Origin of the sequence: Microcoleus sp. T2B6 (assembly GCF_036700475.1) — a bacterium.
GTDB lineage: Bacteria > Cyanobacteriota > Cyanobacteriia > Cyanobacteriales > Microcoleaceae > Microcoleus.
On the sequence record NZ_JAUBOZ010000005.1, the window covers coordinates 36,650 to 59,699 of the forward strand.

Consider the following 23,050-nt stretch of genomic DNA (forward strand, 5'->3'; position numbering starts at 1 on the left):
TTAAGCATTTCTAATTTCCCATGCGAGTCATCATCCAGCGAGTAAAATCATCTCAAGTCGAAATAGACGGTCAAATTGTCGGCAAAATTGGCTGCGGGCTTAACTTGCTTGTAGGTATTGCAGACACCGACACCGAAGCAGAACTTGATTGGATGGCTCGCAAATGCCTGGAATTGCGTTTGTTTCCCGACTCTGCCACGGATACCGGGCGCTGGGACAAGTCCGTACAAGACATCGGCGGCGAGTTGCTGGTTGTCAGTCAGTTTACGCTCTATGGGGACTCCCGCAAAGGTCGGCGACCTTCATTTGACCGAGCAGCGGCTCCTGAACGAGCCGAAATTTTTTATGATAAATTTGTCGAAAAGTTGCGCCAGAGCGGCTTAAAAGTTGAAACAGGCTTGTTTGGAGCGATGATGCAAGTCTCTATAGATAATGACGGGCCGGTGACTTTGGTATTAGAGAAAGAATCAGGGTGAATTGTTTGCAAACCACGCTCTCTGTGCTTCTTTCTTATTCCTTCTTCGTTCTTGGATAAGATCAAATTTTCAGATTAACCGGGTTTCCTAACTGCTGTTGCGTAGGTTCTGAAGACATTGCAGTTAGCTACACTCTGCCAACTCTCGATTCCACAATCTCTAACGGCCAAAACCGCCTCAAATAGCCAGTTATTAGATTGTCCACTCAAAGGCCTGGCAGCACCCTCCATTTTCCTCGCGATCGCCCCACCCAAATAACTGCTCAGAATGCTTGTACAGTAAGGCTTTAACGGCAATAAAATCAATCTTCCACAGCCAGCGCTTAGAATCAGATTCAGCAGCCAAAAACTGTTGCATGAGAGAGTGGAACACTGGCATCACTGCGATGATGTTTATTTCCCTAACATTCAATGTATAGAGAGTTGAATCAGCACAGCAAGCGAAACCGCCAGCAACTGCCGCCTCACTCTCTGACAAATGTCCTCGCACACCCGCTGTGCCCTACCACCCGATAAATGCCATGACTGTCAAAACTGCCACCACCGTCAACTGCAACAACGCTTCTGGCTTCAACTGCATTCCGGCTACCTCCAGCGAACCAAACGCCGAAATCAATACTGTTCCCAGCATCGATATCCTCGCTTTGGCTGACTTCGCCCTCAAAGAATTGCAAGCCGAAATGAAAACTGCCAGCCGCAGCGCTCAAGCAGTGGCGATGCGGATTGCTAAGGAAGTCGAACGGATTTGCCAAAAGAGCGATCGCATCCAAATTTCCGGCGAAGTTGAAGCTTGGCAAATCACCTTGGCTGAGCACCGGTTGCAAAAAACCCTGCAATACTACCGCCTCGGTTCCAAACAAGGCCGCGTCGAACTGCATTCTCACCTCGCGGCTATGATTTACCGCCATGTTGCTTCTTTCCGCTCGAACTTGAACTTCCAAGCTCGCTACAACATGATTGAAGACTTTTTGCAAGGCTTTTACATCGAATCTCTGCGAGCTTTCCGCCGCGAACACCAACTCGATGTCACCTACCAGCCCCGCACGCAGCTAGAATTAGCTGAGTACATGGCTTTCACCGAACACTACGCCAAGCGCCAAATCGGCTTACCCGGCCGCAACCGCCAGCGCCTGATCGTGTTGCGCGCTCAAGGATTTGCCAAGGGCCAGCCTCCCGAAACTGCGATCGACATTGAAATGGCTGTAGAATCGGGCAAGGGAGAAGATGCGGAAATGTACAGCCGCTCTCCGGCGCTGCAACAAGTGCGCGAGCAAATGGTATCGGAAACTGTCGATCCGGCTGATGCTGTGCTGCGCGATCGAGTAGTCTCGGAATTGATCGCCTATCTGGAATCGCAAAATCAGCCAGAATGCGTGAATTACTTAACTTTAAAATTGCAAGACCTTTCGGCTTCGGAAATTGACCGCGCGCTCGGTTTGTCTTCCCGCCAGCGCGACTACTTGCAACAACGTTTCAAGTACCACGTCGAAAAATTTGCCCGCACTCAAAATTGGAAACTCGTCCACGAATGGCTGGGTGCTGATGTCGATCAAAAGCTGGGAATGACTTCGGACAAATGGCAAGCATTTCGCGCTCAACTTGCGCCGGAAATGCAGCAACTGTTAGAAATGAAGCGGAATCAAGAAAGCGACAAGGCGATCGCCACCGCGCTCAAATGCACTCCCAAACAAGTCCAAAAACGCTGGGCGCAAGTGTTGGAGCTGGCTAGCCAGACTCGCAACAGCAGCCAAGCTTAACTGGTACTCAAATATGAATGCAACTGTTTTCTTGAGACTGGAAAATGCGATCGGGTGCGGCATCTACACTGGACTGCCCGCCCCGGCGTCCGCTCTCAACTCAACCAGGGCTGCTACTAACTAAATTATCGCCGCTTTTTGGCCAATTCAATTTATTAAAACAACATTACTTTTTTTAATATCTTTCGTTCCCTGGTTAGGCCGGGGAATTTGTTTTTATTAGTCATTAGTCATTAGTCATTAGTCATTAGTCATTAGTTATTAGTCATTAGTCATTAGTCATGAGTCATTAGTCATTAGTCATTAGTCATTAGTCATTAGTCATTAGTCATTAGTCATTAGTCATTAGTCATGATTTATGGGAAATTGCTTGCTTAAGAGGCGGCATTGCACATATTCATAATGATATAGCGGTTCTCAAAAAAGTGAGGTATGCCCACGGAGGCCTATGCCCTATGCCCTATGCCCTATGCCCATGAGTACCTCATATGAGAGCTCGAAAGGCTATATTTAAACATACGGAGTAGCATAATCAAGGCAAACTTTTTCAAATGTGTTGCCCCAAAATATTTCACATAAAAGTCTACTTTAAAAGTAATAAATTATGTGTATAAGTTTTTTTATTCGTTAATATAAAGTATCAAAGTCTAATTTATAAGTGTATTTTTTTATAAAAATAGTTAGAAACCGATTGTGAAAATTGAGGGCGTGGAAGGTGGATAAAAATGAAAAAGTCATCTATCCAAAGACTGAAAATAATTAAAATAAATATACTCATCCTACTATTTTGTTTCACTTAATCCTTCATAAGAAGGAAGCATCAAATTTAAGCTCTATCTAAAATGGGGTCATAACTTGATTTAGATAAAAAGGGAAGGACTCCTATGTTACTTTACAAAATTGAAGATTTTAATCCCAACTACCGCGAAGCTGCTTTTAATGGCGAAGATATCAAAGGTCTGGATATCTATGCTGGAAATACAGATGAGAAGATTGGCTCTATTGATACCGCGCTAGTTGATGAGACAGGACGTTTCCGATATTTTGTTGTTGACACGGGTTTCTGGATATTTGGCAAGAAAGTATTAGTTCCAGTTGCTCTTTGTCGAGTGGAGGTTGAGGCAGAACGCATCTACGCGACGGGTTTGAAGAGTAAAGACCAAGCAGAAAGACTACCCCGGTATGAGGATGGGATGGTGGTGGATTACGATTATGAAGAACAAGTTCGGGGTGTTTATCGTACTCTAACTGTAGAAGCGTCTGCACCTGTAGAAGCATCATTGCCTTTAGAAACCTCATTGCCTGTACAAGCATCTGCACCAGTTTCTATGCCGCGTTCTGTCTCTAACCAAGCTAGCGCTGCTGGTTATGACCGCAACACCTACACTTACGAACAAGAGCCTCAATTGTATCAGATGAACGAGCGCGAGCATCACAAATTCCGACTCTACGAAGAACGACTGGTTGCAGAAAAAAGCCGTCACAAAACTGGCGAGGTAGCAATTGGCAAGCGAGTTGAAACCGAAACGGCACGAGTTTCAATTCCCACACAAAAAGAGCGAGTGGTAATTGAGAGTATAACTCCCGAAAAGGCAGGTGCGCCAGTAAATCGGGATACTCCCTTCCAGCAGGAACAGGTGATGCGTATGGAAGTTTACGAAGAAATTGCTGATATCAAAAAAGAAGCTTTCGTGCGCGAAGAAGTTAACATCAGGAAAGAAGTTGAAACGGAGATTGTTGAGGCAGGGGAAACACTGCGTCGTGAAGAGTTGGACGTGAAGACGGAAGGGCGTTAGAGGGCCAATGAATTTAACAAGGGTTTGTAGTTAGTTGCGCTGTCTTCGCCCACATGAGCTGGGTCAGCTAAAAAGCTGGCAAGATACTTTGTTTTTAGGATGGTTTGGTTCTATCGGTGGGGCAGCGATTTTCTATGCCATGCTGGCGCTACGTAAAACGGGATTAGAGTCAGGTTGGGTCATTGGTAGCCTAATTATTTGCGCGTCAATAATCGCCCACGGCTTTACTGCTGTGCCGTTGGCGAAAGCTTATGCTAAAATGCAGCGTAAAAGACCAACTTTTAATGATTTGGTAGGTAGATGAACAACCCCAACCTAGCCGAAAAACAAGCCATAGAACAAGAGCAAAACGATATTTTGCAACAGCTAGAAGAGTGGCTGGAAACTCCCATGCTGGTGCTGGCATTTGTGTGGCTAGCCCTATTTATTATTGAATTAATTTGGGGATTAAACCCACTGCTCGAAGTCGTTAGCACCACTATTTGGGCGATCTTTATTGCAGATTTTCTAGTTAAACTCGCCCTGGCTCCCCGCAAAATTTCCTATATCAAAAGCCATTGGATCACTGCTTTTTCTCTGCTGTTGCCCGCTTTGCGTACCTTTCGGATTGTACGAGTTGTGCGAGCATTCAAAACCGCACGGGCTGTGCGAAGTTTGCAGTTGTTGCGAGTTATGACTGGTACGAATCGAGGGATGCGGGCATTAGCTGCGAGTGTTAGCCGTCGCGGATTTGGTTATGTCGTAGGACTAACGATAATTATTACCTTGGTAGGTGCCGCAGGGATGTATGCCTTTGAAAAAGATGTCGCCGATGGTTCCTCCGGGTTAAATAATTACGGCACAGCCTTATGGTGGACGGCAATGCTGATGATGACAATGGGTTCGGAATATTGGCCCAAAACGCCAGAAGGTCGCATACTTTGCCTTGTTCTGGCACTCTATGCGTTTGCGGTTTTTGGTTATGTAACTGCGACCATCGCCACATTTTTTATTGGTCGCGATGCAGAGGATGACGAAGCAGAATTAGCAGGAGCGAAATCAATTGCAGCACTTCAAACTGAAATTGCTGCCTTGCGGGCTGAGATTCAGCAATTATTGAATCAGAATTCAAAGTCTTGAATTAGGTAGATGCCAAGATCAAGTTTTGGTCAGCGCTGGCACTACTTTTTCGCCAAACACCTGAATAAACTGCTCTTGTTCTCGGTTAACGTTGTGCAAAATTACTTGCTCAAACCCCAATTCAATATCTTTTTGCAACCACTCAATATGCTGCTCTTGGTCGGCCGAGATGCGGACGTGTTGAAATAACTCCTCTGCTTGCACAAACTCCCCGGCGGCATCAAATTGATCGGGTGTGATCAGTTCTGTCAGCATTTTAGTTTGGAAGATGTTATTACGCCATTGATGATGAGCGCCTTGTAGTGCTTTCTCTGCATTGCTGTCATAGGAAAGCTGCACTTTCAAAATCATTGGTTTTCCTTCTCCACCACCGCGACGAAACGCATCGACGACTTTTTTTAACTGTTCGGGTGGGCGAGAAGTAGTAATTAATCCATCTGCCCAACTGCCCAACCATTCTGCGGTTTCTGGGGTAACTGCGGCGCCGATAATTAATGGGAGAATTTCCGGGCGGGTATAGAGTTTTGCATCTTCTACGCACACTAAACCGCGATGGGTGACGGTTTCTCCTGCCCAAAGGGCGCGCATAATATCGACACATTCTTTGAGGCGCGTGTTGCGATCGCTCTTAGTAGACCACTTATCCCCAGTAATATGTTCGTTCAACGCTTGACCGCTGCCAACCGTGAGCCAAAAACGATTGGGAAACATTTCTGCCAACGTTGCCGCAGCTTGGGCAATAATAGCCGGATGATACCGCTGTCCGGGAGCGCAAACAACCCGATAGGAAAGCCTCGGCGTTGCTTGCATTGCTGCACCCAACCAAGACCAAGCAAAACCACTTTGTCCTTGCGCTTCACTCCAAGGATGAAAGTGATCGGAAGAAAGGGCATGGGTAAAGCCAGCTTGTTCTGCCATTTGGACATATTTCAGCAGTTCGCTGGGCTTAAACTGTTCGTGGGAAGCATGATAACCAATTTGTGCCATAAGTTTTTAGGAGTTTTGAGTTGAGTAGGGGCGGTGCCAAGAGTGCCCGCCCTGAGTGTTGAGTTAAAATATCCCGACTTAAAAGCAGGTGATTTTATCAGGACGCCTAGTAAAAGTTTTGAGTTTTGAGTTGGATAAGTTCTTAATTCAAAAAACTTGTTGTACTCACAACTCTCTGTATAACGGGCAAGCTTACGATCACAAAATTTTCCGATAGCGAGCTTGAATTACCGAGTAGATGCCATAGGCAATTAAACCCAAAGGTACTAGACCCAAAATCACTGGACTAAAAGGCTGTTGTCCCAGAATTGCCAACACCTCGCCCAATCCTTTCGTTTGACTGGCATCTGATAGCTTGGCTGCTTGAATTAAGAAAATACCGATTATAACGAAAACAATCCCACGGGCCGCAATTCCGAATCGACCCAACCGTATCGCCCAAGTTTGCTCGGCTTGGCTCATTTCATCTAGCTTGAAATGGCGGCGAAATTTGGCTTTATATGCTTCGTAAAAATAAGAAAATCCTACACCAATAACAATTGATCCTGCCAATCCTACCAGCCATTGTCCAAACGGTTGCGCTAAAATTTGGGCGGTCAAATCTTCGGTTGTATTGCTCTTACCACCGCCCGAACCCATTATCAGTTTTACAGCCGTTAAAGCCAAACCTGCGTATCCTAAAGCACTTAAGGCGTAGCCAATGCGTTGGGCAATTCGCTTGGCATCCAATTTGTCTCCTTGGTGTTCTGGGTCGAGAATTGTCTGAACGATACGCCAAAGGGCATAACCAATAATGCCAATCGTTACAAGAAATAGCAGAAATTTACCGAACGGTTGGTTAACAATTTCTGATAATGCACCGCTAGTATCGGTTGTCCTGCCGCCCATACTAAAGGCTGCTTGTGCTGCTAAAAAACCGACAATAAAGTAAACTAAGCCTTTGGAAGCATATCCCAATCTTGCCAGTCGCTCAAACCACACATGAGAAGCTGCCTGTCCGATTGAGTGTTTAATGCTGTCGGTGGGTGAGTTGGGCTGTTTCATATTTTTTGACAATTTAGTTGTTCACGACTGCTGCCATAGGCAATAGTGCATTCCTTTCCAGCTAACTGAGTTCTTAAACAGATAATTTATGTTATTATTTATTAACTTAAAGCTTAGCTTGTTTAGAAAATTTTTTAATCTGTCTTGAGCGGGAGTGTCATCCGTTGATTGAGTAAGAAATTTCACATTTATTGGGCTTGACAAATATAGCTTGAGAGGCTATAAGATGGCTTCCATGATGGAGGAGTCTGCTAGCGGTATAGTAGATTTTTGATGAAAACTTCTTTAACCCAAGTTTGAATAACAATTAGAATTGGCGACGCTAAAAATAATGTCAAAAAAAATCAGAATGCTATCAAATAGCTAAGGTGTAAACGGAAAGCAAAAATACCTGCTTTTTCATAATGATATATCTGGCCAACTTGCCTGAAATTTGTTGAATTAGGAAATAAAGCAACAACACCCCGTTTGCTTTCCAAGCCGAATCGAATAAAGCCAGCAGTGGTGGAATTACGCTTAAAATGGCGTTCCTATAGGGAATCCAGGCTAATATAAATGCCACAAGCCAGTTCACAAAAGGCAGTGGAACTTCTAAAACAAACAAACCCATAATGCTCGTAATACCAATAAAACTTATGCTTAATGCAACGCCTCCTGCCAATCAACCCATTAAACCCTCTTCGCATTTTGAGAGAATTTCATCGCATCGCTGACGGTAAAAAGCGGGAAAAAGGCTGAGCGTTGGGTGGCGCTATGGCATCGGATTTACCACCAGCAGAATTGTCAAAACGATAATCAAAATATGGATTATAGGTTCCTGATGACTATTTTCCGCAACCATAAACTGCTGTACTTGCTAATAATAACCAGTTGGGAAATTGCGATTGGTGCTTTGTGGGAAGTTGCCAAATGGACGGCTGGTATTGTTGTCTCAACCGAAGTGATTGAGAGCCTGAATGAGAGATTATTGATTTGATTATGGAGAGTTGGGAATCTGCAATAACTGCCCTCAGTAGCTTATGGACGTTGCAAGAATGGATGCACCCCAGTGCGGCTGTTGGGAATCAAGCATCGATCGCCAATAGTGCGATCGATCGCACTTAACTCAAAGCTTTATCATAAATTTTTCCTCAATCATCTTCCATCAGGGGGATATTTTCTTATGGCATCAGACAGATGGCAAGGTTGGGCTAGTTAGATTAAATAGAGATAGAAGCAAGATTTTGAAATGGTGAACAGAGACAATAGACGTTTTGCCTCAGTCGATTTTTAAGACTCTAAATTCCCATTGTCGCAAGAAGTTGATTGTTCAGAACCGGGAGGATTTTAGGAAAATCCAATCAACCACAACGGCAGTTGCTGTGTTGAGTTCAACCTTTTTGTTACCGGAAATTGCCGAATTCGGTTCCCAAACATCCGGCATCCTGTCCTGCCCTTAACTGACTTTTCAGGAAAACTCTAATAGCTAACCACAAGGCGATCGCTTGCGACAGGAAGACAAGCAGAACCTATTTCTTACGTCGTTTGCTTTGATGATCAATTCAGCAATAAGGTGTATATAATGAATCAACTGAATCAACCAGAATCCTTGTCGCAACCGCTGACCCAAAGCGAATTCGTCGCAACTTTTCGCTTGTTCAGCAGATTTAGCTTCTGGATACAGTTATTCTTGGGTGCTGTTTCCGGCATTGTTTTAGTATTTGCTATGTTGGGTCGCAACATGAGCGAACAAGCCAATAATGCAGGTATTGGTTTCGGGGTATTTTTAGCAATAATTGGCCTGTTATTGCTGTGCTTTAGAATTTTTTGGGATTTTCGCTATAGGCTTTTAGGCCGACTTTTGCACGCAGAAAATTCCCAGGTATATCCCAGCAAAGATCATATTACTCACACCTTACGGATTGGATTAGTTTCTAGTTTGGTGGGGGTATTAATCGCGTTTGTCGCTTCAGAAGAAACAGTGGCTGTAGTGCTAGCGAAAACTCTTAGTCAACCGCAAGCAATGGCAGCTTATGCACCCGAAAATGTGATTCGTTCCCTAGATATTTTTGTGACGATGGCAAACGTCAATTTGATTGGCGCTCACTTTTTTGGAGCTGTTACTTCTCTTGGGTTACTCAATTGGGTAGAGGATTAGTTGGCCGGATTGGCGATCGCTAAAGGCAAACACAACTCCTATGTCCTTATGATTGACAAGGCCTGACCGATTTAACTAAGGTTGGTGGCGAAAGCACTGTCTTGGCGAAAGAGAGCGAAGACAGTGCAGCTACAAGCTAAACAAGCTGGCTATTGGGATGAACATCTAATCGGAAATAGCGATTGCTCCTGCTAATGCAGGCCTGTTTCATTCTCTTGTAGGGGCAGCAAAGAGTGGCAGCCCCAATATTTGAAACACCGATTCCCTCGTCCGTGGAGGAGGTAGGCACGGGGACCTGTATGAACCGATACTTTTTTGCTAACATTTGCTAACAAATACATAAGTTGAGATCAGATCTCAACCAAGGCGTATCAACCGATGCCCGTAGAATTTTCTACAAGCACTTATATTCTTGCCTTCAGCTTGGTTATCGCTTACAGCCCCACGCCAATCTGATTATTTGCTTTGATAATGTAGAGGCAACTTATTTATATAGCGGTTGCGTACTACCAAGGTTTTTCACCTACATCTGAGTGGCTAAATTCATTCTATATGACATGAACACCAGAAGGCAAATGTAAGTGATTGTTAGCAAATGTGAGAAAAGTCTTACTGTTAATCAACCTCTCGGTGCCGACTCCCCTTCTATTCCCTTATAACCCTACGGCTATCGCTGGTTTCGAGTCAATCGCATCCTGGGGTAAAAAGTTAATGTTGATGGGAACACTAGCGACTTTAACTATTAGGAATGTACTTAGCAGATTAGGTGAACAACACCATTTCGGGCCCCCATCCGTAAATTCTATATATAATTTTTAGGCGGACATAAAAATTTTTTTCCTTTGAGGTGCGGTTGATGTTTCCAGTGTGGTTGCAGGCAGGATTTTGGGGTTTAGTGGGGGGTTCGGCCTTGCTACTGGGAGCGGCGGTGGGTTACTTTGTCAGGATTCCCCAGCGCGCGATCGCGACAATTATGGCTTTTGGTGCTGGTGTGCTGATTTCAGCGCTATCCTTTGAACTGATGGATGAAGCTTACAAGCGCGGCGGTTTCGACTCTACGGCGATCGGCTTTTTGGGGGGCGCTGCTGTCTACACAGCCGCCAATTGGTTTTTGAATCAGCAGGGAGCAAAACACCGCAAGCGATCGGGCTCTTTGCACCCAGCTAAAACAGAGTCAGGCGATGGCGGATTAGCCATCGCCCTCGGCGCGCTGTTAGATGGCATACCGGAGTCGATCGTCGTTGGTGTCAGCATGATTTCTGGAGGCGCTGTCAGTTGGGTGACAGTAGCGGCAATTTTCCTCTCCAACATTCCCGAAGGACTTTCCAGCGCCGCCGGTATGAAAAAAGCAGGGAGATCGATGGGTTACGTTTTTGGAGTTTGGGGTGCGATCGCAGTTATTTCCGGTATCGCAGCATTGTTAGGATATACGGTTTTCAGCGGCTTTTCAGCAGAAGTAATAGCCGCAACTACCGCCGTAGCAGCAGGGGGTATTTTAGCAATGATCTCAGATACTATGATTCCCGAAGCATTCGAGGAAACTCACGATTTTGCTGGACTAATTACTGTCTGCGGGTTTTTAGCTGCTTTTGTACTCAGCAAGTTAGGGGAAAGATAATTGATAATTAGTCCTCAGTCTTAACTAATATAGAATTGGTAATTGCTGAGAGTTATAGTGTTTTGGATATAGGCACAGAGGAATTTGATATGTTGCCAAGCTGTATGTGGACATAAAAAAGTTTATAATTAACATGAAAAGCCGCAGCCTGTAAAGAGGTGTTGGAAAATTTATGTGTGTCAACTTAGGGCATATCCTGCATGAAAGGTACGAAATTCTCGCTTTGTTGGGAGAGGGAGGGTTTGCTAGAACCTACACGGCTGTACAAATAAACACACCTAATAATCCTCTGTGCGTTGTTAAGGAAATTCCTTTTCCCCCATCGAACGATCCGCGCGTCTTGGAGAGGGCAAGGAACCGATTTGAAGGGGAGGCTAGCGCTTTGCGCCGTCTGGGGAGAAACTCGCGCATTCCCGAATTATTCGATAGCTTTGAAGAAAACGATTATTTTTACTTAGTGCAAGAATACGTTAAAGGACATCAGCTCAGTAAAGAACTCACTGCGGGCGATCGGTGGAATGAGAAAAATACCGTTGCTTTGTTGCGAGAAGTTCTGGAAATATTAAAATCAGTCCACCAAGAAAATATTATTCACCGCGATATTACACCTTCTAACTTAATTCGGCGTAAAACAGATCAACAAATTGTTTTAATTGATTTTGGGGCAGTCAAAGAAATCGGCACTTTTACCTCTAACTCTACAGGTGAAATATTCAGCTCGCAGGCGATCGGCACCAGGGGTTATATGCCTGCCGAACAACACGATACGCGGTCTCTGCCGCAACCCTACAATGATATTTATGCAGTAGGAATCATCGCGATTCAAGCCCTCACCGGGCGGCGTCCCACCAATCTGCCGCAAGACCCCGAAACTGGTGAAATTGTCTGGGATTATTTAACATCTGAACCTGTTAGCTACAAGCTCAAAAATATGTTAACCAAGATGGTGCGTTTCCACTTTCAAGAGCGCTACCAATCGGTTGATGAAGTTTTGCAAGACTTGGATTTGTCGATCGTCGCAGGGCCCCAAGTACCCAAAACTTCGCGGAAGTTGCGATCGGGCTGGCGCGGGCTGCTGTTCGGAGTTGCGGGACTGGGCGCTGCATTGGCGATCGCATTTTTAATCCCCAGAATTTCCCCGCCACAAACGGTGGCTGTACCCTCCCCAGATGGTGTAAGTTCTGGCGAAAAACTCCTAGTGCAAACCTCGCCCCTTTGGTCAAAACAAAGGGGAATTAGTGAGTTGGCCGACTCAAATTATCCTGATGCTTTGAAATTGCTCAAACAGTCCTGGCGAGAAGACCGCAGAGATCCAGAAACTTTAATTTATATCAACAATGCCCTGCTGAAGGCAATAAATGCAGAATATTACACGATCGCGATCGTTGTTCCCATCCTCAGAAATCCCGACGGTAGCATCGCTAACGCAAATTTAGCAGAAGAACTGCTGCGCGGCATTGCTCAAGCTCAAACCGAAGTTAATTTAGGCGCGATTGCTGCAAAAGAGCGCAATCAAGACTTTCCCGGTCAAGAATTTATCGAACCGAAATCTATTAACGGTAAAGGTCTCAGAGTCATCATTGCCGATGATGCAAATCTCAAGTTAGAGGCAATTAAAAGGGCAAATTCTTTAGTCGCTCAACCAGATATTTTAGCAGTTATCGGACACTATGCCAGCGAGATGACTTTGGCAACAGTAGATATTTACGATCGCAATAAATTAGTCGCTCTTTCTCCGGGAAGTACCACCGAAGAACTGACGCGAAAACCTCGAAAATTTTTCTTTCGGACTGCTCCGACAACTAGCATCGAAGCTGAAGCTTTAGTAAATCAACTGCTCTCGCTCGGTGAGAAAAAAGTTGCAGTATTTTACAATCCCAACAGTCCGTTCAGCGCTTCTTTGTGGGAAGAATTCAAAAAGCAATTTGAAGCGCAAGGAGGAACGACTATCAGGCTTAGAGAGTTTTACGACTTATCTAAAAATAATTTTAACGCCGAAGCCGCAATAAAAAAACTTGAGAAAGCCGGCAAAATAGCGTTACTTTTAATTCCCGACGGTCAAGTCACTAATGCCCAGCCAAATGCGATCGATATGATTAAAGCTAACAACGATCGCCATTGGATTGTCGCGTCTTGGGGACTCTACGATTGGAGAACTTTAGAAGCTGCCAAACAGCTAAAGTCTGTCGAAAAACTAGCTATATCTGTGTTCTGGCATCCTTTAACCAGTTTTGACAAAAAATTTCCTCAAAATACTGAAAAGTTGTGGGGAGGCCCGGTAAATACTCGATCGGCTTTAACCTACGATGCAGCCCGCACGCTGATTAAAGCCCTAGAAATGCAGCCAGAACCAACCCGCCAAGGAATGCAACAAACCTTAGCCGATCCAAATTTTAAAGCCGAGGGAGCCACGGGTATAATTGAGTTTGACTCAAAGACCGGCAATCGCAAAAACCCTCCTAAAGGAGTGGCGCATATTGTTCCGTGTGCTAGAGAACAGTTTGGAGTTACATTTGTGCCGATCGAATTTCCCACAGCCGCAGCCGCAGGTTTAAAGTGCGATTGAATTGATATCTTGTGGCATTTTCCACAAACCTTACAAGAAAATTTCCTCTTTGTGGAACAGGCATCTTGCCTGTTGTTAAGAATGATGCAATTTTAAAGTGCGATTGAATTGATATCTTGTGGCATTTTCCACAAACCTTACAAGAAAATTTCCTCTTTGTGGAACAGGCATCTTGCCTGTTGTTAAGAATGATGCAATATGTGGGAAGAATTGATATCTTGTGGCATTCTCCCAAAACCTGCAGAGGCGGGTTTTACCAACTATAAATTGCTTAAAATCAATAATCTCATAAACCGGCCCCCACCCGACAATAAAAATCTGGATAAAGAATTGTGCAAGATGTGCGAGTGAATTGATATCTTGTGCCGAACGCAACCATCCGCCAGATGTTTCAATCCTACGGCCGACTATTGCCACAGGTGCAACATATCAATTTATTAGATATATTAAACAAGGTTAGTTTTTTTTATAATAACGCTTATGGCTGTCAACTTCGCTGCCTCCCCCGCTTCTAGTCTCCGACCAGAAGCCCAGAATATCTCAGCACTCAAACAAGTCTTTCAGACAATTGATGCCGATAGCTGTCCGGGTTCCTATAATTTTCATATGCACACAGTCTACTCCGACGGGCGATTGCAGCCAGAGAAATTGATGGAACAAGCCATAGCCCGCGGTCTCAAAGGCTTAGCTATCACCGACCACCACAGCACCGAAGGCTACGTTAAAGCTCAAATTTGGCTGGATAATTGGAAATTAAACCATCCTGACAAAAATAGCGAAGCACCTAGTCTCTGGACAGGCGCTGAAATTAATGCCGAATTGCTCAACAATGAGGTACACATTCTCTGTTACGCCTTTGATCCGCAACATCCCAGTCTCCAACCATACCTACGAGGTAAAAGCACTGAAGGCACTTATTGTTATTCAGCAGCCAGGGTAATTGAAGCTATTCATGAAGCAGGAGGTTTAGCAGTTCTCGCACATCCTTGCAGGTATCGATCGACTGCAGATAAACTAATCCCAGAAGCAGCCCGTTTTGGCATTGACGGTCTAGAAATTTACTATGCTTACGGTAATCCAAATCCTTGGAAACCGAGTCCCAAACAAACTGCTTTAGTGAAAGATTTAGCAGAAACTTATGGTTTGCTGGGAACTTGTGGCACGGACTCTCACGGGCTGAGTCTTCTCGTCCGAATCTAAATAGTTCGGAAATAACAAGTGCTTTATCCTGTCATTACCAGTCTAAGCGTTAGCGGATATATCTCTTATGAAAGCAATCATAATGAGCCGAAAATAAACAGTAAAAAAACAGTTTCTCAGGTCATATTAGACCTCTTGCAAAAATCCTTTTCCTCAATTGATGGGACGGGCTCTTCGGCCCATCCCACAAGAAAAAATAACTCTTGTGGGATGGGCCGAAGAGCCCGTCCTAATTATTTTTGCAAGAGGTCTATTATGTCCGCTAAAATGACTACTATAGCAATCCTAAATGATTCAGATAAATTTGTAGGGGTAGTGCTACCCCTACTCCCCGTGCCTACCCCCTATCTATAGGGCAACCACGGGGAGTAGGGGTCGGATTGCCCCTACAATAATTATGAGAATGATTTAGGATTGCTATATAAAATTGTTTGGTAGTGAGGACTTCAGTCCTCATAAAAGTCTGTGGACTGAAGTTTTCACTACTTGCCTTATAAGGGCTATTTTAATGGACATGATATCATTGCGATCGCCAGGATGAGCTTTCGCCTTCCCAAAGAAAGCAATTGCTTTCTTCAGGTAATATTTTGGCAACTCCTAGAGACATTTCTCCCTAAAAACCAGTCGCCCTTCTACCGTTCGGGGAACAACTGACAGGCCCTATTAGTTGGCTGATTTGCCCAATCCAAGCGAGAATTCCCAAATCGATCCATCCAACCTTCCAAATAAGCCCGATTAGCCTTTCTTTCCTCTGGATCTGATGTATTCATTGGATGAGGTGCTAGACCGAAAATAGTCGCCGTCGTCACGCAAAACATCGACTTTTGAAAACTCTGGCAAATTTGCACCCGCACATCGTCTTCACCGCGACAGCTAGTGCGATAAACTTCGTGCAAATACTCCGGCAAATAATGACGCATATCTTGCATTAATTGAGTTGGCGGAATCCCTGCACCTCCAATCGGTAAAGGGTCAGCAAACAAAGCCCCGTAGGCAAATTCTCTTTGTTCTTCCGGGATTTGATGAGCTTGAGCGTTGTAGGAAACTGTACCAAAAAACGCAGTGCCCCGAAAGAAAATTGACTCTACATAAGGCACTGCTACATCTGGTAAAAATGTTAAGTTAGCGCTCGCCGGAATGATATCGTAGACTTGAGGGCCAATCTTGACGCTGTAGGTAATTGGTAAACTGGCGGCGCTAACCAAACCTGCTAAGACAAAATCAACTACTTCTGCGATCGACTTAATTTTACCGGCTTCGTAGGCATCAGATAAGTCTATGAACAAATCGCTCATTACCCGCCAAAACTGACCGAGACCGGTGTAGTAAGCCAGCATCCGCACTTGTTCCGGCAAAAAATTAGGAAATGCTTTGTTGAGTCCCTGCATGAAAAAATTGCCTTTCAGTTTAGCAGCGATCGCCTTTTCGACCAAACTGCTAAATTCCGGGGTATCCAAATAAGTGTCAAAACCCCCGCCGCCGTGCCACAGCATAGTTTTCATAACATACTCAGCATACTCAAAATTTATGCGATCGTGCCACAAATAGCGCATTAATTTGGGCAGCGTTACCTCTCCGTTGAAATATTTAAAAAACGGGAAAAGCACTAAAAACTGTTCTTCTGCAATATAATTGAGATTGCGAGAATAGGCATCGAGAACCACACCGTAACTCTTGAGAATGCCGACAACTTCTACTACATTTTCCGCCGATTCGGGAAGCAAAGCTTTGCCTGATTCCAAGAGGTCAATGTATGCGGATAGGGGATGGGAAGAGGGTTTTAATACGGTACTTTTCATTCTTATTTAACCTTAATTGAAGGAAGGAACGACAAGGATTTGAACACGGATACACTGATGAATGGAATAGGTAGGGACACGGCAGTGCCGTCTCCCTACAGCCGTCTGCTGTATTTCATGGGATTGAAAACTGCCATAGGACTAAAGTCCGATGCTACTGAGATGTTGCACCATTCTCAATTAGCCGTAGGGGCGGGTTCGCCAACAGCCTTAAAGCTTGCAAATAGGTTCTATAAACCCGCCCGACCCCCCGAAAAATCCTCTTATTGAGATTGCTGCAAGATGTCCGATGCTACGAACCTAGGTCATATTTTATTTCAAGTTTTGAGCGATCGCTTTAACTTGCGGTGGCACATTAGCAACCATTCCGATCGCAGTTTTTTCGCTCAAAGCAACTAAAACTCCCGGCTGCACTCCCATGATTGCGATAATTATGGCTAAAACCAGCGAAGGGATGCGATCGCGCCAGCGGACTTGGGGCAAATTTTCCACCACATCCGAAAGGCGGCCGAAAAAGGCGCGGTTGACCATAAGTAAAAAGTAAACTGAAGTTAAACCAGTGCCGATCATGCAGAGCAAAGTTTGCACCGGAAACACTGGCAAACTGCCCCGAAATATCAAAAATTCAGCAATAAATCCAGCCAAACCGGGAATGCCGGCACTAGCCATCACGCCGAGGATCATTAAACTGCCAATCATCGGCAAACCGCGATCGGGATTGAACAAACCTTTGAGCACATCGATGTTGCGGGTGCCGGATTTTTTGTAAACAACGCCGACACTCAAAAATAGCAGCCCCGAAATTAAACCGTGGCTAACCATTTGCAAAACTGTTCCCAGCATACTAATCGGAGTAGCTGCGGCGCTAGCTAACAAAATGTAGCCCATGTGAGCGATCGAACTGTAAGCTACAATTTTTTTCATATCTTTTTGGGCGATCGCGCAACTCGCCCCGTAAAGCACGCTTACCACCGCCCAACTCGCCAAAGTCGGCGCCGCCACCGCCCACGCATCTGGAAACAAACCCAAACCAAAGCGCAGCATCCCATAAGTTCCCAGCTTCAAAAGCACCCCCGCCAGCAGCACCGAAACCGGCGTCGAAGCTTCTACGTGAGCATCCGGCAGCCAAGTATGAAAAGGCACCAAAGGCATCTTAATTCCAAAAGCCAGCAACACCCCTGCCAGCAAAACAATTTGCCTTACCAAAGGCAATGGCAATCCTCCTTGCAAATGCGATGCGCCCGCTGCACCAACCATATCGAAACTAGAAGCACCACTAAGCCAACCAGTCCCCAAGAAAGCAGCCAGCAGCACAATTCCCGAAAATGCAGTATAGATTAAAAACTTAGTAGCAGCATAACCCCGGCGCTCGCCTCCCCAAATCGCAATTAACAGGTAAAGCGGAATCAATTCTACCTCAAAAAACAGGAAAAACAGCAGCAAATTTTGAGATAAAAAAGCCCCTGTTACGCCGCCTGTAATTAACAGAATCAAAGAATAATAAAGTCGAGGTCTGCGGATCGACTCATCCGTAGCGTAAATAGCTAGCCCTGTCAGCAGAGTATTTAAAATTACCAAAGGCAGAGACAAACCATCAACGCCGAGATTGTAATTCAATCCCAAAGCATCTATCCAAGGGATAAATTCCGAAAACTGCAACTGACTGGTACTGGCATCAAACTGAACTGCCAAAATCACCGATAGAATAAAAGTTATACCCGCAATGGCGATCGCGACATTCCGAACTATTTTAGAACTGATCGCACCGGGCCAGAGCCCAATCAGGGCGGCCGCCAACATTGGTATCCAGATTAAAGCACTGAGCATCAATTAAAACTTTCCTTTATTACGCAGTTTTTAGAACTATATTTAACATTAACGCAAACCAACTGCATAAAAAAGCGATCGGCTGATTTTCTTGTTAACATAGATTCAAATGTCTCTGGAATCCTCCTATGACCTCAAGTCTTACCGATCGGGAAGATTTGCAAATTCGATCGGCCTATCCTTCCACCAGGCTAACAGTTGCCGACTTAGAACAACTGCAAGGTATACTCTCGGAAGCACATCTAGACTACCAATTAGAACTCGTAGACGGGAAGATTATCGTTAGGGGCCCATCAGACATTGTATCGAGCGAAATTGGGGCAGAGTTTGGCAGTCTTTTGCTTAACTGGGTCAAACCTCGCAAACTCGGACGAGTATTTGAATCTAGCGGCGGGTTTATTCTCCCCAATTCCGATCTGAGAGCTCCTAATGTTTCTTTTGTAATAGCCGATCGCCTCAAACAAAGCAAAAGGTATTTTGCCGAACTCGTTCCCGACTTAGTTGTAGAAATCAAATCTCAGTGCGATCGCCTCAAACCCCTGCGAGAAAAAATTCTATCATTCATCGAACTCGGAGCAAAAGTAGGAATATTAATCGACCCAGACAAGCGCACAGTAACAATTTACACTCCGACAGCCGAGCCAGTGGTATTGAGAGACGGCGACATGATTTCAATTCCCGAACTTTTGCCCGGTTGGGAAGTTGCGGTGACAGAATTGTGGCCGATCGATTTTGAGTAAAACTAAATAAAAAAGCAGACAAACCCAGAATAAAATCATCTGCGTTCATCTGCGTTCATCCGCCCTCATCTGCGGTTGAAAATTAAATAACATCAGACAAAAAGCAGACAAACCCCGAAAAATTCATCTGCCAATCTCTGCAGTTTAAAACTGCCAAATAATCAACGCTAGCAACACAGCAACCCCCGTCGCAATAGTCAACACATAAAACTGCGACTGACCGGTGCCACTGTACTTCAACCCTTCACCGCTGAAAATTGTCGCAAAACCAAACAAATTCACCGCCCCGTCCACCACATACCTATCAGTCCAAGCGCTGATTTTAGAAATAAAAGCCACAGCCCAAACGACAGTCACGCGGTAAACTCGATCGATATAAAAATCGTAAGCAAACAAATCCTGCAACGCCGGCACCGGCAGCCGTACCGGTCGAGGTAAAACCCCGTACCAATAAATCGCTACCCCAACCGCAACGCCTATCAACCCAGATAACATTAACAGCGGAAGATGCAGAGTCTTCAACAGCAAATTTAAAGTATCAAAATCCCCCGTTTCCGCCCCAGGCCCAGTCCAACTAATTAACAATTGCCACTGCTGCAACATCCAAGGCACTAATAGCCCCATTACGGTCAAAATTACCATCGGCAAAGCCATCTGCCAACCAACTTCTGGAGCTCTGCGAGTTTTCGGCTGCGGTTTTCCAGCAAACACTAAACCGAATATGCGAGTTAAATTTAGTGCTGTCAAACCGTTAACTAAAAGCAGCACTATTACCAGCCACAAAGGCAAAGTCCAAAAACCGTTGAGCCAGCGCCGCATCGCCCAAAAGTTGCCCAGAGGCAACAGCGCTACCATCCCCGCAGCGCCTACTAAATAAGCCGTAGTCGTGGCAGGCATCTTCGACCACAACCCACCCATCTCTGTTAAATCTTGAGTGTTAGTTGTGGTAATAATTGACCCTACGCTCATGAATAATAGGCCTTTGGCGATCGAGTGCGCGAACAGCAACAGCAAAGCAATGTCAACTTGATTTAGCCCCACGGCGATAAACACCAAACCCAAAGATGCGCTGGTAGAATGCGATAGTGCTCTTTTGATGTCGATTTGGGCGATCGCCACCAAGGAAGCGCCAACAGCCGTCACCGCACCCAAAACCACCAACACCGCATCGGCGATCGGCGAAAGCGCTAAAACAGGCTGAAGTTTAATCAAAACATAAGCCCCAGCGCCCACAACTACCGTATTCCGCATAATCGAAGCCGGGTTGGGCCCTTCCATCGCCTCGTCAAGCCACAAATGGAAGGGAAATTGAGCGCACTTGGCCGTAGGTGCAGAGATTAAAGCCAAACCTAAAAAAGTCGCCACTACAGGAGACAAAGTTGCAGTTTCAGCCCATATTTCCAAATCGGAAAAATTCAAACTTCCCGCTAAAGTTGAAAGCGTCACTACTCCCATCAGCAGCGGCACGTCTCCTACACGCTTGGTTAAAAACGCATCTCTAGCGGCTGTTACTACCAGCGGTTGAGCGTACCAAAACCCGACTAGCAAGTAAGTTGAAAGCGTCAGCACTTCCAACAAAGCGTAAGTTAGAAGCAGCGAGTCGCTAATGGCAATGCCGCTAATTGCCGCTTCAAAAAAACCCATCAGCCCAAAAAATCGAGCTAGCGCCCAGTCTTTTTCCATGTAGCCTAGAGCGTAAATTTGTGCTAGCAAACTCAGAACACTAACTAACTCCATTGCTCCCACGCTGACGGTGGAGATTTCTATTGCAAAAGACAAATCTAAATCGGCTGCTTGCACCCAGTGCACGAGCAACTGTTGGGGCGGTTGATCCCAAGTCGCTGTAAAAATAACTGATCCGTGTATGAAAGCTAACACCGTCATCAGCAAATTGAAGTATGCTGCAGGTCTCGGGCCTGTTCTGCGAACGGTGCCCGTAGACCACGGCAAAGTTAAAATTGCGCCTATTAAGCCATATAAAGGTACCCACCAACAGGCTTGGAGGAGAAATTGAGTCATTTAATTTATCCCTTAAACTTCAAATTACTGGCTGCCTTTATAGCTGGTAAAAGTATAGTCATTTATAGGCATGGGAGGCTTCAAGCCCCTCCCCCTTCACTTTTACTTTGAGCGGATTAACCCGCATTGGCCCAACTACGCAGCTCCCTATCCCATCGCTGAACGCATTTGGGATTGCTTTTCTGAGGATGTTGTACGAAGCGTTGATATCAGAATTAATTAACTGACCAGTCGATGTTTTGTACAAACCTCGCTTAATACGCTTACCAGTAAACATTGGCTCTTTTTCTGTTTTCCCGTAGACAGGGATTGGGTCTAGACCCACGAAGTTGGCCCGCGATGTGTAGGATTCTTCCTGCACAATTACATTGATTCCCGCCAACCGAGCTTTGTACTCCAACATTTCAATTAATCGAGAGTGAGGAATACTAACAAAGTTTTGGTTGGTTTGCTTCCCTAGATCAATTTCAGTTTTCCACTGTGCATTCTTGCCAATTACTAGCGTCCCAATTTGTTTGGTATTTAAAATCGCAACAATCACACGACTAACATGATGCAAGTAATTATCAACTTTTTGATGGCGACAACGAGTTAAGCGCTGAATCCGGGGTGAAGTTTTGCGGTTCCCTTTTAACTGGGATTGTAATCGGGATTTGCGTTTGTTATAGAACTGGTTAATCGATTTTAATGGTCGCCCGTTAATCAACAAAGGGATAAATCCCGGTTGATTTGAAGTTAACGCCACTAAATTATCTAGTCCTAAATCAATACTAGCTACAGAGTTGGCATTGCTGATGGTGGACTCCGGTTCATCATAAATTATCTCAATTACATAGGAATCACATTTCGGAACCAGTCTAACTTGACAAATCTGGTTGGGATTGAGTAGGGTTTTAATTAAAAGTTCAGTCCCCGAAAGTTTAATGATTCCTTTCTTCAACTGTTTACTACTAATCGCTTGAATCGTGTAGACGAGAAGGTTTCGCCCTTTAGTCTTATCTTTGTACTTTGGCAATTTTGGGCGACCCGTGAATTTTGAAGAGTCAGCTTTGTAAGCTTTAACGGCTTCAAAAAACGATTTCCAATTCTTGTCTAACACCATTAAGATTTGCTGGCTTACTTTGGCAGGCAAAGCCTTGTAAACTTCATGAGACTTCATCAATCGGTTCATTTCGTTATAACTGACATAACCCCACCCATAAATAAAACTCTGACGAATGACGTAATGGGCGGCATTGTAGAGGTTTTTGGACTTGAAAGCTAGTTCGTCTATTTGGGCGAAACGGTGTGACGTTGATTTAATGATGTGCCTCTGTGTTAGTTGCATTTGAGAGTTGGGTTTTTTGGGCTATGCGTATTCCTTGTTCAACACTCACAACAATAGAATACCATTATTGTTTATAATTGCTTATAAACTCCATGAAGTTTTACAATACAAAAACTGTCGCGGGCGATCGCGCGATACCCTAAAACTTTCACTAAACCCGATCGTATAGCTGTGGCAAAATAATTTGCACCCAAGATTCACTATACATTAAATCATCAAAACTGAGAATTCTCTCAAGATAAAATTACCTCCTGAGCAGGCGAGGCACTCAAAGAAACAAATGCCTGCCGATGGGCAAAGACTGCCTTTTTTGCCGATTTCCCTGCGATCCCCCTTTGGGAATCCCCAAGTTTCCCGGCAGTGACTCAGCTCCGGCTTCACATACCGAACTCTACTTTATGAGTATTATTACTTACTTTAATCCCCCTTCGCCGTCGGCTTCTACCCCTCTCTATATTAAGATTATTAAATAAATATTAAATTAGTTTAAGTAACATAAAAAATTTTAATTTTTGTTATTAAACATTATGATGTTAGTTTATATTGTCAAGGTGGACAGCTTCCCCTATTCTTATAGGATAGGAAGCTTTACACTGCCTTACTAATAAATGTGGGCCTCCCCGTCCAAATTTTTAGATT

At 44.8% G+C, this 23,050-nt stretch carries 22 protein-coding genes; 13 read left to right on the forward strand and 9 right to left on the reverse strand.

The genetic code is table 11. From position 1 onward, the window contains the following. Nucleotides 1-20: 20 nt before the first annotated feature. Nucleotides 21-476 carry a D-aminoacyl-tRNA deacylase gene (gene dtd / locus QUA00_RS03335; RefSeq protein WP_333408677.1) on the forward strand — a complete coding sequence of 152 codons (456 nt, stop codon included), beginning with the start codon at nt 21-23 and terminating at the stop codon, nt 474-476. 192 nt (nt 477-668) lie between these two features. Here dtd and QUA00_RS03340 read toward each other — a convergent pair whose 3' ends face one another. Continuing rightward, nucleotides 669-953 carry a hypothetical protein gene (locus QUA00_RS03340; RefSeq protein WP_333408678.1) on the reverse strand — a complete coding sequence of 95 codons (285 nt, stop codon included), beginning with the start codon at nt 951-953 and terminating at the stop codon, nt 669-671. 43 nt (nt 954-996) lie between these two features. Here QUA00_RS03340 and QUA00_RS03345 point away from each other — a divergent pair, with 43 nt between their 5' ends. From QUA00_RS03345 to QUA00_RS03360, 4 genes are all read left to right on the forward strand, one after another. Continuing rightward, a complete protein-coding gene (locus tag QUA00_RS03345; protein WP_333408679.1) occupies nt 997-2,232 on the forward strand; it encodes a HetZ-related protein in 1,236 nt (411 codons plus the stop codon). An 884-nt stretch (nt 2,233-3,116) separates the two neighbouring features. Then, nucleotides 3,117-4,028: a DUF2382 domain-containing protein gene (locus tag QUA00_RS03350; RefSeq protein ID WP_333408680.1), complete on the forward strand. Its 912-nt coding sequence runs from the start codon at nt 3,117-3,119 to the stop codon at nt 4,026-4,028. 88 nt (nt 4,029-4,116) lie between these two features. Further along, nucleotides 4,117-4,332, forward strand: coding sequence for a hypothetical protein (locus tag QUA00_RS03355; RefSeq protein WP_333101875.1), 216 nt, complete (start codon nt 4,117-4,119; stop codon nt 4,330-4,332). Further along, nucleotides 4,329-5,147, forward strand: a complete 819-nt coding sequence (locus QUA00_RS03360; protein WP_333408681.1) for an ion transporter — start codon at nt 4,329-4,331, stop codon at nt 5,145-5,147. Before QUA00_RS03355 ends, QUA00_RS03360 begins: the two co-directional genes overlap by 4 nt. Before the next feature lie 18 nt (nt 5,148-5,165). On the opposite strand, the gene QUA00_RS03365 is transcribed toward QUA00_RS03360, so the two are convergent. The 3 genes from QUA00_RS03365 to QUA00_RS03375 all read right to left on the reverse strand — a co-directional run bounded on the left by QUA00_RS03365 (nt 5,166) and on the right by QUA00_RS03375 (nt 7,839). After that, on the reverse strand, nt 5,166-6,134 hold the full coding sequence (locus tag QUA00_RS03365; protein WP_333408683.1) for a TIGR03885 family FMN-dependent LLM class oxidoreductase: 969 nt from the start codon (nt 6,132-6,134) through the stop codon (nt 5,166-5,168). A gap of 198 nt (nt 6,135-6,332) precedes the next feature. Continuing rightward, nucleotides 6,333-7,178 carry a DUF1206 domain-containing protein gene (locus tag QUA00_RS03370; protein WP_333408684.1) on the reverse strand — a complete coding sequence of 282 codons (846 nt, stop codon included), beginning with the start codon at nt 7,176-7,178 and terminating at the stop codon, nt 6,333-6,335. Nucleotides 7,179-7,533: 355 nt separating this feature from the next. After that, nucleotides 7,534-7,839, reverse strand: a complete 306-nt coding sequence (locus QUA00_RS03375; RefSeq protein WP_333408685.1) for an AI-2E family transporter — start codon at nt 7,837-7,839, stop codon at nt 7,534-7,536. Nucleotides 7,840-7,980: 141 nt separating this feature from the next. Between QUA00_RS03375 and QUA00_RS03380 the strand changes: the two genes are divergently transcribed. The 5 genes from QUA00_RS03380 to QUA00_RS03400 all read left to right on the forward strand — a co-directional run bounded on the left by QUA00_RS03380 (nt 7,981) and on the right by QUA00_RS03400 (nt 13,499). Then, the gene (locus QUA00_RS03380; RefSeq protein ID WP_333408686.1) at nt 7,981-8,154 is read left to right on the forward strand and encodes a hypothetical protein; all 174 of its coding nucleotides are present in this window, start codon (nt 7,981-7,983) and stop codon (nt 8,152-8,154) included. A 2-nt stretch (nt 8,155-8,156) separates the two neighbouring features. Then, nucleotides 8,157-8,282: a hypothetical protein gene (locus tag QUA00_RS03385; protein ID WP_333101866.1), complete on the forward strand. Its 126-nt coding sequence runs from the start codon at nt 8,157-8,159 to the stop codon at nt 8,280-8,282. Between the two features lie 457 nt (nt 8,283-8,739). Beyond that, nucleotides 8,740-9,315, forward strand: a complete 576-nt coding sequence (locus QUA00_RS03390) for a DUF3611 family protein (protein ID WP_333408688.1) — start codon at nt 8,740-8,742, stop codon at nt 9,313-9,315. 856 nt (nt 9,316-10,171) lie between these two features. Beyond that, the gene (locus tag QUA00_RS03395) at nt 10,172-10,933 is read left to right on the forward strand and encodes a ZIP family zinc transporter (protein WP_333408689.1); all 762 of its coding nucleotides are present in this window, start codon (nt 10,172-10,174) and stop codon (nt 10,931-10,933) included. A gap of 172 nt (nt 10,934-11,105) precedes the next feature. After that, the gene (locus QUA00_RS03400) at nt 11,106-13,499 is read left to right on the forward strand and encodes a bifunctional serine/threonine-protein kinase/ABC transporter substrate-binding protein (RefSeq protein WP_333408690.1); all 2,394 of its coding nucleotides are present in this window, start codon (nt 11,106-11,108) and stop codon (nt 13,497-13,499) included. Here the strand turns inward: QUA00_RS03400 and QUA00_RS03405 are convergent. Then, nucleotides 13,441-13,563, reverse strand: coding sequence for a hypothetical protein (locus tag QUA00_RS03405; RefSeq protein WP_333408691.1), 123 nt, complete (start codon nt 13,561-13,563; stop codon nt 13,441-13,443). The two genes, QUA00_RS03400 and QUA00_RS03405, sit on opposite strands and share 59 nt — an antisense overlap. A 416-nt stretch (nt 13,564-13,979) precedes the next feature. Between QUA00_RS03405 and QUA00_RS03410 the strand changes: the two genes are divergently transcribed. Beyond that, entirely contained in the window at nt 13,980-14,699 is a 720-nt protein-coding gene (locus tag QUA00_RS03410; protein WP_333408692.1) for a PHP domain-containing protein, read from the forward strand. 632 nt (nt 14,700-15,331) lie between these two features. Here QUA00_RS03410 and QUA00_RS03415 read toward each other — a convergent pair. Further along, a complete protein-coding gene (locus QUA00_RS03415) occupies nt 15,332-16,498 on the reverse strand; it encodes a CO2 hydration protein (protein ID WP_333142863.1) in 1,167 nt (388 codons plus the stop codon). A gap of 39 nt (nt 16,499-16,537) precedes the next feature. Between QUA00_RS03415 and QUA00_RS03420 the strand changes: the two genes are divergently transcribed. Continuing rightward, a complete protein-coding gene (locus tag QUA00_RS03420) occupies nt 16,538-16,768 on the forward strand; it encodes a hypothetical protein (RefSeq protein ID WP_333408693.1) in 231 nt (76 codons plus the stop codon). A 42-nt stretch (nt 16,769-16,810) separates the two neighbouring features. Here the strand turns inward: QUA00_RS03420 and QUA00_RS03425 are convergent, their stop codons facing one another. Further along, nucleotides 16,811-18,325: an NADH-quinone oxidoreductase subunit M gene (locus tag QUA00_RS03425; protein WP_333408758.1), complete on the reverse strand. Its 1,515-nt coding sequence runs from the start codon at nt 18,323-18,325 to the stop codon at nt 16,811-16,813. Between the two features lie 128 nt (nt 18,326-18,453). Between QUA00_RS03425 and QUA00_RS03430 the strand changes: the two genes are divergently transcribed. After that, nucleotides 18,454-19,065 carry a Uma2 family endonuclease gene (locus tag QUA00_RS03430; RefSeq protein ID WP_333408694.1) on the forward strand — a complete coding sequence of 204 codons (612 nt, stop codon included), beginning with the start codon at nt 18,454-18,456 and terminating at the stop codon, nt 19,063-19,065. Nucleotides 19,066-19,209: 144 nt separating this feature from the next. On the opposite strand, the gene QUA00_RS03435 is transcribed toward QUA00_RS03430, so the two are convergent. Beyond that, nucleotides 19,210-21,084 (reverse strand): NAD(P)H-quinone oxidoreductase subunit F, encoded by a 1,875-nt coding sequence (locus tag QUA00_RS03435; protein ID WP_333408696.1) that lies wholly within the window; start codon nt 21,082-21,084, stop codon nt 19,210-19,212. A 58-nt stretch (nt 21,085-21,142) separates the two neighbouring features. Continuing rightward, nucleotides 21,143-22,411, reverse strand: a complete 1,269-nt coding sequence (locus QUA00_RS03440) for a transposase (protein WP_333408697.1) — start codon at nt 22,409-22,411, stop codon at nt 21,143-21,145. Nucleotides 22,412-23,050 lie beyond the last annotated feature (639 nt).

Bases quoted from the DNA above. Each gene is read 5' to 3' on its own strand.
- dtd (WP_333408677.1), top strand. From the start codon at position 21: ATGCGAGTCATCATCCAGCGAGTAAAATCATCTCAAGTCGAAATAGAC.
- QUA00_RS03345 (WP_333408679.1), top strand. From the start codon at position 997: ATGACTGTCAAAACTGCCACCACCGTCAACTGCAACAACGCTTCTGGC.
- QUA00_RS03350 (WP_333408680.1), top strand. From the start codon at position 3,117: ATGTTACTTTACAAAATTGAAGATTTTAATCCCAACTACCGCGAAGCT.
- QUA00_RS03360 (WP_333408681.1), top strand. From the start codon at position 4,329: ATGAACAACCCCAACCTAGCCGAAAAACAAGCCATAGAACAAGAGCAA.
- QUA00_RS03365 (WP_333408683.1), bottom strand. From the start codon at position 6,134: ATGGCACAAATTGGTTATCATGCTTCCCACGAACAGTTTAAGCCCAGC.
- QUA00_RS03370 (WP_333408684.1), bottom strand. From the start codon at position 7,178: ATGAAACAGCCCAACTCACCCACCGACAGCATTAAACACTCAATCGGA.
- QUA00_RS03380 (WP_333408686.1), top strand. From the start codon at position 7,981: ATGGATTATAGGTTCCTGATGACTATTTTCCGCAACCATAAACTGCTG.
- QUA00_RS03385 (WP_333101866.1), top strand. From the start codon at position 8,157: ATGGAGAGTTGGGAATCTGCAATAACTGCCCTCAGTAGCTTATGGACG.
- QUA00_RS03390 (WP_333408688.1), top strand. From the start codon at position 8,740: ATGAATCAACTGAATCAACCAGAATCCTTGTCGCAACCGCTGACCCAA.
- QUA00_RS03395 (WP_333408689.1), top strand. From the start codon at position 10,172: ATGTTTCCAGTGTGGTTGCAGGCAGGATTTTGGGGTTTAGTGGGGGGT.
- QUA00_RS03400 (WP_333408690.1), top strand. From the start codon at position 11,106: ATGTGTGTCAACTTAGGGCATATCCTGCATGAAAGGTACGAAATTCTC.
- QUA00_RS03405 (WP_333408691.1), bottom strand. From the start codon at position 13,563: ATGCCTGTTCCACAAAGAGGAAATTTTCTTGTAAGGTTTGTGGAAAAT.
- QUA00_RS03410 (WP_333408692.1), top strand. From the start codon at position 13,980: ATGGCTGTCAACTTCGCTGCCTCCCCCGCTTCTAGTCTCCGACCAGAA.
- QUA00_RS03415 (WP_333142863.1), bottom strand. From the start codon at position 16,498: ATGAAAAGTACCGTATTAAAACCCTCTTCCCATCCCCTATCCGCATAC.
- QUA00_RS03425 (WP_333408758.1), bottom strand. From the start codon at position 18,325: ATGCTCAGTGCTTTAATCTGGATACCAATGTTGGCGGCCGCCCTGATT.
- QUA00_RS03430 (WP_333408694.1), top strand. From the start codon at position 18,454: ATGACCTCAAGTCTTACCGATCGGGAAGATTTGCAAATTCGATCGGCC.
- QUA00_RS03435 (WP_333408696.1), bottom strand. From the start codon at position 21,084: ATGACTCAATTTCTCCTCCAAGCCTGTTGGTGGGTACCTTTATATGGC.
- QUA00_RS03440 (WP_333408697.1), bottom strand. From the start codon at position 22,411: ATGCAACTAACACAGAGGCACATCATTAAATCAACGTCACACCGTTTC.